The following is a 12,815-nucleotide window of genomic DNA, read 5'->3' on the forward strand; positions in this document are numbered from 1 at the left end:
CGATTTTAACGCAATCGTATATATGCTTCTCGTGATTTGGGCTTTAAAATTAAGGCTATTTATTGAACTTAGGAGTATACAACTTTACCCGAAGCAATCGTAACAATCGGCCAGCCCTGCAGCTCCCAACCGATGAATGGGGTGTTCTTGCTGCGTGAAACAATCTCTTCTTTCACAACTGCTTTCGTTGTATCCAGATCAACGATTGTAATGTCTGCCGCGCTGCCCACTTCTAAAGTACCGTATGGAAGACCGAATACGTCAGCAGGCTTTTTGGTCATGCGATCCACTAGGAATCCAAGAGTCCATTTACCTGTAAGTACAAATTTCGTATACAGCAAGGAGAAAGCTGTTTCGAATCCAAGGATTCCGAATGGTGCTAGCAACATGCCTTTGGCTTTCTCTTCTTCTGTATGCGGCGCATGGTCTGTCACGATAATGTCGATCGTGCCATCTTCCAACGCTTCGATAACAGCCTGTACATCACGAGGTGTGCGAAGCGGCGGGTTCATCTTCCAGTTCGCGTCCATCCCTGGGATGTCTTCTTCAGAAAGAAGCAGATGATGCGGGCAAACCTCAGCAGTTACCTTGATGCCGAACTGTTTGGCATGACGGATCAAACGGACCGACTGCTCTGTGCTGACGTGACATACATGGTAGTGTACCCCAGTTGCTTCCGCTAGCAATACGTCGCGGCCAACATGAATCGCTTCGGATTCATTCGGGATACCTTTCAAGCCATGCTTTGTCGCGAAAGTACCTTCGTTTACTGGCGCTCCTACAACCAATGTGTCATCTTCGCAGTGTGCGATGATTGGCATACCGAGTGATGCGGCAAGAGCCATGGCATCCTTCATCATTTGCGCGCTTTGAACGCCAACGCCATCGTCCGTGTACCCGATAACGCCCGCTTCTTTCAACGCTGCGAAGTCCGTTAGTTCACGGCCAAGCTCGTTCTTCGTGATCGTTCCGTAAGGAATGACGCGTACAACGCCTTCTGTTGCTGCTTTATCTAATATGTAATTTACCGTATCTACGGTATCAATAACCGGTCTTGTATTTGGCATGCAAGCAATCGTAGTAAAACCGCCTCTTGCCGCAGAACGTGTTCCAGTTGCAATGTTCTCTTTATGTTCGAAGCCAGGTTCTCTCAAATGCACGTGCATATCAATGAAACCAGGTGATACAAGCTTGCCAGCAGCGTCAATGACTTCATGACCCGCTGTTTGCGGAATTTCACCATTAGAAGCATCAACAACCTGTGCAATTTTATCATTTTCGACTAAAACATGTTTCTTCGTTTGTACATTATTCGCATCAACGGTTAGTCCGTTTAGAATCCAAATTCCCATCTTGTGAAATCCTCCTCAAATTTATGATAAAGCTCGTTCAATGACAGCCATACGAATCGGCACACCATGAGCAATTTGTGTAAAGATCTTGGACTTCTCATGTTCCACGAGTTCATCATCTAGTTCCACATTGCGATTCACTGGAGCTGGATGCATGATGATCGCATGAGGAGCCATGCGGCTTGCACGTTCTACTGTTAAGCCATATTGTGCGCGATATTCCTCAGCTGAGTTCAGCAACCCTGTGTCATGACGTTCTAATTGCACTCGAAGCATCATAACGACATCAGCTTTCAAAGCCTCCTCGAAGGAAACATACGGTGCAAACTGTGCCAGTTCAGGAGCCTGCATACTTGCAGGAGCACAGAACTGAACTTTCGCTCCCAAGGCGATTAAGCCCCAGAGGTTCGAGCGAGCAACGCGGCTGTGAAGAATGTCTCCGATGATGGAGACCGTCAAACCTTTGATAGCGCCGAATTGCTTGCGCATTGTATAGAAATCAAGCAACGCTTGCGTTGGATGCTCATTATTGCCGTCCCCTGCGTTGATGAGCGGGATTTTGATTGTCTCAGCTAGCTCTTGCAGTACACCATTAGGCTTTAGTCGAATCACACCAGCATCAATCCCCATGGATTCAAGCGTGCGAACTGTGTCGTAGATGGACTCGCCTTTTTGTACACTGGATTCTGCCGCGGAGAAATTCAGGACATCTGCACCAAGACGCTTTTCTGCAAGTTCAAAGGAGAAGCGAGTTCTTGTACTATTTTCAAAAAATAAGTTGGATACGAATTTGCCTTGGAATTGGTTATTCACTTTGTTAGGGCTTTGTTCCCAATAGGCTGCACGATCCAGAATGCTTGTGATCTCCTCTGCACTAACGCCTTTCAGTCCCAAGAAATGTCTAGTTGTATATGTGCTCACGCTACTCACTCCTGTTTCCCCCTTTGGATAATAACTTCATCTTTATCATCAATTTCCGTTAACATCACTTCAATGCTCTCACTCTTGGACGTCGGTACATTCTTACCCACATAATCCGGCCGGATTGGAAGTTCCCGATGCCCTCTGTCTACAAGGACAGCCAGTTGAATCATTTGCGGTCTGCCTAAGTCAATTAGCGCATCCATCGCGGCTCTTACCGTTCTGCCGGTATACAGCACATCATCGAAAAGGATGATTTTGCGATCTTGGATTTGCATTTTGCCACCTTCTTGCACGTTCTCCACCGATCTGACTTTCACGCGATCATCGCGATACGACGTGATGTCAATCTCTCCCACTGGAATCGGTACGCCTTCAATTTCTAGAATCCGTTCTGCTACTCGCTTCGCTAAGTAAATGCCTCGGGTCCGAATACCAATCAAGGTACAATTCTCTACACCTTTATTCTTTTCCAGTATCTCGTGTGCAATCCGCGTAAGTGCTCTGCGAATTCCCATTTCATCAATAATGGTGTGTTCGGTGGTCTCATTCATCGTTTTCGCCTCCTGGCTAAACTATCTTCGTCAGCATTCACATACGTTTTCTGGTGGTAAAACCAAAAAACTCCTTGCCCAATTCTTGGCAAGGAGTTTACGAGTGCATAAAGAGATAGAGCGGGGCTGTAGGATGCGCACATCCGTAAGCTTACTGAATTCTCGATTCAGCATTACCCGACTTTTCTTATCGTTTTACCTTGCCAGCCTCTCTGGACTGTTTTTAAAGGCACATATGTAATTAAAAGAATTATGCCACTTTCGACAGGATAAGTCAATGTTTTTTGATCTTCTTTTTTTGAGCAAAATCAAGGCCATGTGTTATAATTTACATATAAACTCGCTTTTCCACCTAGGAAATTCCAATTCATCGAGGTTACAAAAATAAGGAGGAAACTATGTTCAAATTGTTTAGGTATTTGAAGCCTTACCGGGTTTCCGTGGTTGCAATCATTACATTAATGTTATTGCAATCGCTTGCTCAACTGTACTTACCAACTTTACTTGCAGACATTGTAGATGTCGGTGTAGTGAAAGGTGATGTAAGCTACATTCTACGATTTGGTGCTTATATGCTGCTAGTTGCCATGGGAGGCATGGTCTGTGTCATGGTGGCCAGCTATTTGCTCGCTAAGACGGCAACCGGCTTTGGTAGAGATCTACGCCGTAAGCTCTTCTCTCATGTCGAGAGCTTCTCCTTGCATGAATTCGATAAGCTTGGAACGTCTTCCTTGATTACTAGAACAACCAATGATATCGCACAGGTACAACAATTAGTTGTCATGATGCGAATGTTCATTGGTGTACCTACCATGCTCATTGGTGGTGTCATTATGGCATCGTACAAAGATACGAATCTCGCAATTGTCCTATACGCTGTAATCCCCATCCTTGTTCTTGTTATTGCAGTTATCATGCGTAAGAGTTTACCTTTATTTAAAACCTTGCAAATTAAAATCGATGGCATCAATCTTGTTCTGCGCGAACATTTAACGGGTATACGTGTCATCCGTGCTTTTAACCGCTCGGGTCATGAGAAAACGAAATTCGAACGAGCCAATCAAGACTTCACGCAGACTGCCATCAAAGTCAACACGATCATGGCTACGATGATGCCGATCATGATGCTTGTTTTTAATCTCGGCATTGTTGTCATCCTTTGGTATGGCGGCATTCGTATTGATAACAATCAAATGCAAATTGGAGATTTGATGGCTTTCATCCAATATGCGATGCAAATTATGTTCAGCATGTTTATGATGACCATGATATTCATGATGATTCCACGAGCTTCCGCTTCCGCTGTACGTATTAATGAAGTCCTTGCCATTCAGTCCAACATACATAATGCAGACAACGCACAAACACTCCATGAGGACCAAACCGTGGTTGAATTCAATCATGTGACTTTCAGTTATCCTGGTGCCGAGCAGCCCGCTATTCATGATATTTCATTCCGTGCTAAACCTGGTGAGGTAACAGCAATAATTGGAGGAACCGGTTCCGGTAAAACGACGCTCATCAATTTATTACTGCGATTCTATGATGTGGAGTCCGGTGCAATAACGTTGAATGGCCAACCGCTACCTTCCCTTTCCTTGGAGAGTGTTCGGAATCAAATCGGCTATGTGCCACAGAAGGCTGTGCTATTCTCAGGTACAATTGCGGATAACCTCCGATTCGGCAATGATGACGCCACAGATGAAGAGCTTTCCGCTGCAGCTTCTACAGCACAAGCTGCTGACTTCATCCAAGGTATGAAAGATAACTTCCAAGCTACGCTCGCACAAGGTGGTACTAATCTATCAGGTGGTCAGAAGCAACGCCTTGCCATTGGACGAGCACTTGCACGTAAACCGAACATTTATATTTTCGATGACAGCTTCTCTGCCCTTGATTTTAAAACTGATGCTAAGCTTCGCGCTGCGCTTAAATCAGAAACTGCACGAGCTACCATGATTATTGTCGCTCAACGTGTGAGCACTATTATGGATGCGAATCAAATTATCGTTTTAGATGAAGGAAGAATCGCAGGTATAGGTACACATAGTGAGCTTATGAGAACCTGTGAGGTTTATCAAGAAATTGTTGCTTCTCAGCTATCAGAGGAGGAAAGTGCATGAGTGAGAAACCCAAAGAACCACAGCGACCCGCAGCTGGCATGAATCCAGGTTTCATTGGTCGTGGCGGAATGGCTGGCATGGGGATGCCTGTCCAGAAGGCGAAGAATTTTAAAGGTACTCTGAAGAGACTCATGACTTATATGCAGCCTTTTCGTGTGTCCATATCCTTTGTACTCCTTGCAGCTATATTAAGCACATTATTTAGTATTATTAGCCCAAAATTAATGGGTAACGCAGTTACGAAGTTATCTGAAGGTGCTATCGGCAAGATGAAAGGCATCGCAGGTGCCAAGATAGATTTTGATGCGATCCTACAAATCGTACTCATCCTTGCTGCCCTCTATATTTTTAGCTCCATTTTATTGTATATCCAACAACAAATCATGGTAAAAGTTACGCAGCGCATTGTCTTCAATCTACGCAGAGATATTAGTGAGAAGCTAACGCGTGTTCCACTCTCCTTCTTTGATGCAAGAAGCCATGGCGACACCATGAGCCGCGCTACGAATGATGTGGACACGATCAGTTCCACAATGCAGCAAAGCTTGACGCAGTTGATTACGTCCGTTGTCACGTTAATAGGGATCATTATCATGATGCTGACAATAAGTCCTCTGCTCACATTAGCTACTATTGTTACCCTGCCGCTCAGCATATTAGGAACCAAAATGATTGCTACCCGCTCTCAGAAATATTTCAAAGGGCAGCAACGAACGATTGGCGAGCTCAATGGGCATGTCGAAGAAATGTATACAGGACATACGATCGTTAAAGCTTTTGGAAGAGAAAAGCAATCCGTTGATAAATTCAATGAAATTAATGATCGGCTGTATCATTCTGGATGGAAAGCACAGTTTATTTCAGGTCTTATCTTTCCTTTGATGTCCTTTATCGGGAATATTGGTTATGTACTCGTTAGTGTCATCGGTGGCATCATGGTTACTCATAACGCCATTAAAATAGGCGACGTTCTCGCCTTCATTCAGTATTCGGGTCAATTTGGCATGCCGATCACACAAGTCGCAAATATCGCGAACGTGATTCAGTCTACGATCGCAGCTGCAGAGCGTATTTTCGAATTATTAGATGAGACAGAAGAAGTTTTAGAGAACAAAGTGACGGATTCCGTTACTCACGTGAAGGGGCATGTCCAGTTCGAAGATGTTTCCTTCGCCTACAAAACAGATACACCGCTTATCGCCAACATGAACATCGATGTGAAGCCAGGGCAAACCGTTGCGATCGTTGGACCCACTGGCGCAGGCAAAACAACGATAGTCAACCTGCTCATGCGTTTCTATGAATTACAGAGTGGCCGAATTTCCATCGATGGTGTCGACTCACGGAATATGTCTCGCAGTCATCTTCGTGGACTATTCGGTATGGTACTGCAGGATACTTGGCTCTTTAACGGTACCATCCGCGACAATATTGCTTATGGTCGTCATGGCGCTACCGAGGAGGAGATTATTGAGGCTGCACGCGCGGCTTATGCAGATCATTTCATACGAACACTGCCGGATGGGTATGATACGATTTTGAATGAGGAAGCATCCAATCTATCCCATGGTCAAAAGCAATTACTCACCATTGCTCGTGCGGTTCTCGCTGATCCTCCGATATTGATACTTGATGAAGCAACGAGCAGTGTTGATACACGAACGGAAGTGTCTATTCAACGAGCTATGAACAATTTGATGGCAAATCGCACTAGTTTCGTCATTGCTCATCGGTTATCCACGATCCGAGAAGCTGATCTAATTCTAGTGATGAATCAAGGAACCGTCATTGAACAAGGTACTCATGGCGAGTTGCTCGAACAGCAAGGTTTCTATGCTGAACTCTATCAGAGTCAATTTGCGCAAAAAGCTGTGTGAAACAGATTGGCTCAAACGCCTCCTTTCTGCTAATATAGGAGAGTCAATCATAAATTTGAAGGAGATGTCACCATGTCTGAAATGAATACCCTAGAAATTATCCAGTTTATTAAAGAAAGCAAAAAGAAAACTCCGGTGAAAGTATATGTAAAAGGAAACCTTGATGGTCTTGAATTCGGCGAAGGCAGCCAATCCTTTATCACTGGCGGGAGCGGAGTCGTTTTCGGCGAGTGGAGCGTGCTTCAACCTATTCTAGAAGCTAACAAAGATAAAGTTGTAGATTTCGTAGTTGAAAACGATCGTCGTAACTCTGCTATTCCTATGCTAGATTTGAAACACATCAATGCTCGCATCGAGCCAGGCGCAGTTATTCGCGATAAAGTACATATCGGCGATAACGCGATTATTATGATGGGCGCGCTTATCAACATCGGTGCTTCCGTTGGTGATGGCACAATGATCGACATGAACGCTGTTCTTGGCGGACGTGCACAAGTAGGTAAAATGTGTCACATTGGCGCTGGCGCTGTTGTAGCTGGTGTTATCGAGCCACCTTCTGCTCAACCTTGTGTGATCGAAGATGACGTTCTTGTTGGCGCTAACGCGGTTATCCTAGAAGGCGTACGCATCGGTAAAGGTTCTGTTGTAGCAGCAGGCGCTATCGTAACACAAGATGTTGAAGAGTACACAGTGGTTGCAGGTGCACCTGCTCGCGTTATCAAGAAAGTAGACGACAAAACTAAATCCAAAACCGAAATTCTAGCAGACCTACGTACCCTATAAGGTGAACTAGATCTGGAGGAAATCGTTATGCTTAGCCCTTTTGTAGAGCTGCGACGTCAGCTTCATCAAATCCCGGAGCCGGGATTTCAAGAGTTCAAAACACAGCAACTTCTTCTTGAGCAATTGGCCAAGCTGCCGCAGGATCGTCTGACGATCCGTACATGGCGTACGGGCATTCTAGTTTATATCAAAGGCTTAAACCCTAGCAAGCGCTTTGGCTATCGCGCCGATATGGACGGGCTTCCTATTACGGAAGAGACCACTCTCCCCTTCCCCTCTCAGCATCCAGGCTATATGCATGCGTGTGGGCATGATTTTCACATGTCTATCGGGATTGGCGTTGTGACACACTTCACAGAGAATCCTATGCAGGATGATCTTGTCGTGTTGTTCCAGCCAGCCGAAGAAGGTCCCGGCGGCGCGTTACCGATGCTAGCTGCAGAGGAATTGCAAGATTGGATGCCAGATCAGATGGTTGCGCTCCATATTGCGCCAGAGTACCCTGTCGGTACAATTGCTGTCAGACCTGAAATCTTGTTCGCCAATACATCAGAGCTGTTCATTGATTTGCTTGGAAAAGGCGGCCATGCGGCCTACCCGCATCAAGCGAATGATATGATCATCGCGGCAACGCAGATGGTTGGGCAGCTTCAAACCATCGTATCCCGAAACGTAAATCCGCTGGATTCCGCCGTGATCACAATTGGCAAGATGGAAGCTGGAACGAAGCAGAATATTATCGCGGAGAAGGCTCGCTTAGAGGGTACGATTCGCACATTGTCTGCTGCTTCCATGAACAAGATCAAAGGGCGCATCGAAGCGGTTGCCGCGGGCATTGAAGCTTCTTTTGAATGCCAAGTCAACATCGACTGGGGCTCGAATTATCGCCAAGTATACAACGATCCAGCATTAACCGTAGAATTCATGGATTGGCTTCGTGGACGTGATAACGTTACGTTGTTCGAGTGTACAGAAGCCATGACCGGTGAAGACTTTGGTTACTTTTTGGAGAAAATCCCTGGCTTTATGTTCTGGTTAGGTGTGGATACACCGCATGGCCTGCATAATGCCAAACTTGATCCTGATGAGCGTGCCATTGATGTAGCTATCGATACGATTACGGCATACCTGCGATATAAGTCTAGCTAATATGAAAAAGCCTCTCGATCAACCACTGGGTTGATTGGGAGGCTTTTTGTGTAGTGTATGTATGATTATACTAACTAACCCAACCTTCCAACTTTCCTCCACTGGTAGCAGTTAGAGTAATTAACTGGATTTGATGCAGCTAATTTGGGCAAAACATCTTCCAAAACACAAATAACTGGATTTCATGTAGCTAATTGTGCTCATTTTACTTTAAACTAGCCCAACCATTGAAATTAACTGCAGGTTTTCCATCTACTCTTTATTCCTGGTCTAAATCAAGGAATTTAACTGTATATTTTCCATTTATTGATGGGTAATTGGATAGCCATAGGTATATCCGTTGTATTTTGTTGGCAGTCTGGGTTTGGGGGTTGGGGCACTGGGTGTGTGCCGTTTGGTGCCGTTTGCACTTAGGAGACGGCAGCAGCTAATGGTCCTCAAATAATTATAAAACCACCGCTGGTACCAGCGATGGCTCCTTTCTACAACTTGCTTACAAATCGTTCAAGTCGATCCAACGATTGCTCCAGCACATCCTGTGCATAGGCATATGAAATCCGGATATAACCTTCTCCATAAGAAGTGAAGGCATCTCCCGGTACGACTGCAACATGCTCTTCATGCAGCAGCCTCATCGCAAACTCTTGCGAGGCTAAGCCGAAATTTGCAATAGACGGGAACAAGTAGAACGCGCCATCCGGCTTTTCTAGCACAATCCCCATTGCGTTCAAACGATCGTAGACATAATCCCGTCGGGCTACATAAGCTTCACGCATCGGAAGTGCATCGTCAATCCCTACCGTCAACGCCTCCAAGGCGGCATACTGGCTTACTGAGCTAGCGCAGGTCACGTTATACTGGTGAACCTTCACCATGTGCGCTGTGAGGTACGCAGGAGCCAATGTAAACCCTACACGCCAGCCTGTCATGGCATGAGATTTGGACAAGCCATTAATGACGATTGTCTTTTCGCGCAACTTACCGACTGTCGCAATGGAACGATGTTGCACGCCATATACCAACTCGCTATAGATTTCGTCGGATAAAATAAATAGCTCCCGATCTGCCAATAATTCGGCCAAATCAGAAATTTCCTTCTCCGTTAGCACCTGACCTGTCGGGTTAGACGGATAACAAAGAATGACACAGCGTGTTTTCTCTGTTAGATAGGGTTCCAATAGCTCAGCTGTTAATTTTAAGCCATTCTCTCTTGTATCCACATAGACAGGAACGCCACCAGCTAAGTGAATTAAAGGCTCATAACCAGGATAAATCGGAGCCGGAATGATAACTTCAGCACCTGGTGTCAAAATTGTTCGCAACGTGATATCAACCGCTTGACTAGCACCCGCTGTGACGATAATCTCATCAGCCGCGCGATAATCCTGGCCATACTTAACCTTCACAAAGTTAGAAACAGCTTCTCTAAGTTCGATTAAACCAGGGTTTTGCGTATAGACCGTTTTATTTTGGTCCAATGCTCTTTGTCCCGCTTCGATGATATGCCGCGGCGTAGGGAAATCAGGCTGCCCAATCGTTAAGGTCAAAGCTCCCGGAATCGTACTGACTAGGTTCGAAATTTTACGAATACCTGATATTTGAATATCTTTTACTTGCGGGTTAATCAAATGCTCCAACACTATTAGCTCTCCTCTCTCCCTTGAACAAGAACTATGTTGTCCGTATCGTTGATATTAGGTTCTCCATATCAGGTGGAATTGGCGCTTCAAACTGCATCCATTCCCCTGTTCGCGGATGTTTAAAGCCCAGAATCGCCGCATGTAAGGCTTGACCGTCCATCAACATGCCTTTGCTCTTACCATACATCGGATCCCCAACTAACGGATGGCCAATGAATTTCATGTGTACACGGATTTGGTGGGTACGACCTGTTTCCAGCTTTAACTCTACTAAAGTAAAGTCACCAAATCGTTCGAGAACAACGAAATGCGTTACCGCGGTTTTACTATTTTTCTCCGTAACGGTATACATCTTACGATCATGAGAATCGCGTCCAATCGGCGCATCGATCGTCCCTTGATCATGTTGAATATATCCGTGTACCAAAGCAATGTACTTGCGGTTGACGGTATGTGCCTTCAATTGCTCTGCAAGGCTAGCGTGAGCCTTATCATTTTTGGCAGACATAATTAAGCCTGATGTGTCCTTGTCAATTCGATGCACAATACCTGGCCGAAGCTCACCATTAATGCCGGATAAGTCCTTGCAGTGGTACATTAACGCATTTACTAAGGTACCCGAGTAATGTCCCGGCGCAGGATGAACTACGAGTCCACGCTGTTTATTAATGACGATCACATCGCTGTCTTCGTACACAACATTTAGAGGAATGTTTTCGGCCAGCAGCTCCACACCTTGAGGCTCTGGAATCACTAGCGCAATCACATCTTGTAAGGACAATTTATAATTGGGCTTTACTTGTTTCCCATTCACCTTAACGTGACCATCTTTGACCCATTGTTGGACAAGTGTGCGAGAAATATCTTCTTCCAACGCTTCTGTAATAAACTTATCAATCCGTTCGTTGGCATATTGATTTTCTACTGTCCATTCAATTGTCTCTTGCGTCACGGACTCAGGTGAGGTCTGGTTTGTGTTCATGTGTTGCTCCTTTTTTCTCTTTTCGTGAAGCTAGAATCGACTCAATAAAGATCAGGATAACCCCGACAACGATGCAAGAATCCGCTACATTGAAAATAGGGAAGATATAATCGACTTCTTTGCCGAAAAAGTTAAAATCAAATGTAAACTGGAAGAAATCCACTACTTCTGCAAATAAGGCCCGGTCAACGAAATTGCCGAATGCTCCTCCAAAAAGTAAACACAATGCGAACGGTAGTAACACCTTGCCTTCACGAATGGTCCGTTGCATGTACCAAATAATACCGCACAGCACGAGAATAGTTACAATGATGAAAAACCATCGTTGATTTTGTAAAATACCGAAAGCCGCACCACGGTTACGATGGGATGTAATCATAAAAAAATCACCAATGACAGGACGTTCTTCCCCAAGCGGAACTTTTTTCACAATGATCCATTTCGTAACTTGATCAAGAATGAATGCAAGAAGTGCATACAGGTAATATTTCAAATATTTCATCTAAGAGTACCTCCTACATTGTGAAAAGCTTGTACATTCCTTTTTTTCAAGGAATTACCTCACTAAAAAAAGCGGTCTATCGGCATCATAAACGGTATGAATGAGCTGTTAGAAGGGAGCTGTATGACCTATGAGCCATTTAACCGATGAGCAATTACAATCCTTATATGTACAACTGTTGGAGGAAAAGGTTGCACTTGAAAAGCACTTCGCTTCGAATGATCAATTTGGACTCGCAAATTCATTCTCAGATTCCATAGGCGAGCTCTCCATGTATGATAATCATCCCGGGGATATCGGGTCCGAAGTTTTTGAACGAGCCAAAGATATTTCGCTTAATGAACACGCAGAGATGCACTTACAACAAGTCAATGAAGCTTTAGCACGTATGGAAAGTGGCGATTATGGCATTTGTGTTTTTAGCCATCAACCCATACCGTATGAACGCCTAGAAGCCATTCCAACAACTTTATACAGCATAGAACATGTCCCTGATCCCGACCAATCGTTCCGGCGCCCTGTTGAAGAGCAGGTTCTTTACCCGCCATTCGGGCGAACTAGCTTCGATGAGAAAAACAACGAAACCGAATTTGACGGCGAAGATGCCTGGCAAATCGTTGAAAGCTGGGGAACTTCAAATACCCCCGCTTTCGCAGAAAGCAACCAAGTCGAAAGCTACAATGACATGTACATTGAAGCCGACGAGTTGGAAGGCTATGTAGAGTCATTCGAAAGCTTTGTAGCCACTGATCTCTACGGTGAACATGTTACCATTGTACGAAGTAAAGCTTACAACGAGTATATGCACAGCGATGAAGGCGACCCTTTTCTTGAACCTGAAAGAACTGCCGATTTAGATGATGAATAAATACAATAATTGACCCTGATTAAAAACAGGACAAACGAGCTTCGCATTTCGCGCAAGCTCGTTT

At 44.9% G+C, this 12,815-nt stretch carries 11 protein-coding genes; 5 read left to right on the forward strand and 6 right to left on the reverse strand.

Annotated elements, in window-relative coordinates; genetic code table 11:
• Positions 1-68: 68 nt before the first annotated feature.
• From ASL11_RS08840 to pyrR, 3 genes are read right to left on the reverse strand one after another with little or no spacing between them, the layout of a single operon-like run.
• The gene (locus ASL11_RS08840; protein ID WP_056612609.1) at positions 69-1,352 is read right to left on the reverse strand and encodes a dihydroorotase; all 1,284 of its coding nucleotides are present in this window, start codon (positions 1,350-1,352) and stop codon (positions 69-71) included.
• A 21-nt stretch (positions 1,353-1,373) separates the two neighbouring features.
• A complete protein-coding gene (locus ASL11_RS08845) occupies positions 1,374-2,273 on the reverse strand; it encodes an aspartate carbamoyltransferase catalytic subunit (RefSeq protein WP_436242674.1) in 900 nt (299 codons plus the stop codon).
• A gap of 5 nt (positions 2,274-2,278) precedes the next feature.
• Positions 2,279-2,827, reverse strand: a complete 549-nt coding sequence (gene pyrR / locus ASL11_RS08850) for a bifunctional pyr operon transcriptional regulator/uracil phosphoribosyltransferase PyrR (protein WP_056612614.1) — start codon at positions 2,825-2,827, stop codon at positions 2,279-2,281.
• A gap of 398 nt (positions 2,828-3,225) precedes the next feature.
• Here pyrR and ASL11_RS08855 point away from each other — a divergent pair, with 398 nt between their 5' ends.
• The 4 genes from ASL11_RS08855 (at position 3,226) to ASL11_RS08870 (ending at position 8,759) form a co-directional block, all read left to right on the forward strand.
• Positions 3,226-4,950, forward strand: a complete 1,725-nt coding sequence (locus ASL11_RS08855) for an ABC transporter ATP-binding protein (RefSeq protein WP_056612616.1) — start codon at positions 3,226-3,228, stop codon at positions 4,948-4,950.
• Entirely contained in the window at positions 4,947-6,827 is a 1,881-nt protein-coding gene (locus ASL11_RS08860; protein WP_056612618.1) for an ABC transporter ATP-binding protein, read from the forward strand. The genes ASL11_RS08855 and ASL11_RS08860 overlap by 4 nt, the downstream gene beginning before the upstream one ends.
• Before the next feature lie 72 nt (positions 6,828-6,899).
• Complete coding sequence (gene dapD / locus ASL11_RS08865; RefSeq protein ID WP_056612620.1) at positions 6,900-7,610, forward strand: 2,3,4,5-tetrahydropyridine-2,6-dicarboxylate N-acetyltransferase; 711 nt, start codon at positions 6,900-6,902, stop codon at positions 7,608-7,610.
• A gap of 27 nt (positions 7,611-7,637) precedes the next feature.
• Entirely contained in the window at positions 7,638-8,759 is a 1,122-nt protein-coding gene (locus tag ASL11_RS08870; RefSeq protein ID WP_056612622.1) for an N-acetyldiaminopimelate deacetylase, read from the forward strand.
• A 482-nt stretch (positions 8,760-9,241) separates the two neighbouring features.
• On the opposite strand, the gene ASL11_RS08875 is transcribed toward ASL11_RS08870, so the two are convergent.
• Genes ASL11_RS08875 through lspA form a run of 3 tightly spaced genes read right to left on the reverse strand, consistent with a single transcriptional unit; the run spans position 9,242 to position 11,874 of the window.
• Complete coding sequence (locus ASL11_RS08875; RefSeq protein WP_056612697.1) at positions 9,242-10,396, reverse strand: aminotransferase A; 1,155 nt, start codon at positions 10,394-10,396, stop codon at positions 9,242-9,244.
• Between the two features lie 34 nt (positions 10,397-10,430).
• On the reverse strand, positions 10,431-11,381 hold the full coding sequence (locus ASL11_RS08880; protein WP_056612624.1) for an RluA family pseudouridine synthase: 951 nt from the start codon (positions 11,379-11,381) through the stop codon (positions 10,431-10,433).
• Entirely contained in the window at positions 11,356-11,874 is a 519-nt protein-coding gene (gene lspA, locus ASL11_RS08885) for a signal peptidase II (protein WP_056612699.1), read from the reverse strand. The genes ASL11_RS08880 and lspA overlap by 26 nt, the downstream gene beginning before the upstream one ends.
• Before the next feature lie 139 nt (positions 11,875-12,013).
• On the opposite strand from lspA, the gene ASL11_RS08890 reads away from it, so the two are divergent.
• The gene (locus ASL11_RS08890) at positions 12,014-12,751 is read left to right on the forward strand and encodes a molecular chaperone DnaK (RefSeq protein ID WP_056612626.1); all 738 of its coding nucleotides are present in this window, start codon (positions 12,014-12,016) and stop codon (positions 12,749-12,751) included.
• Positions 12,752-12,815 lie beyond the last annotated feature (64 nt).

It is taken from the genome of Paenibacillus sp. Soil750, from assembly GCF_001428045.1.
Classification (GTDB): domain Bacteria; phylum Bacillota; class Bacilli; order Paenibacillales; family NBRC-103111; genus Paenibacillus_E; species Paenibacillus_E allorhizoplanae.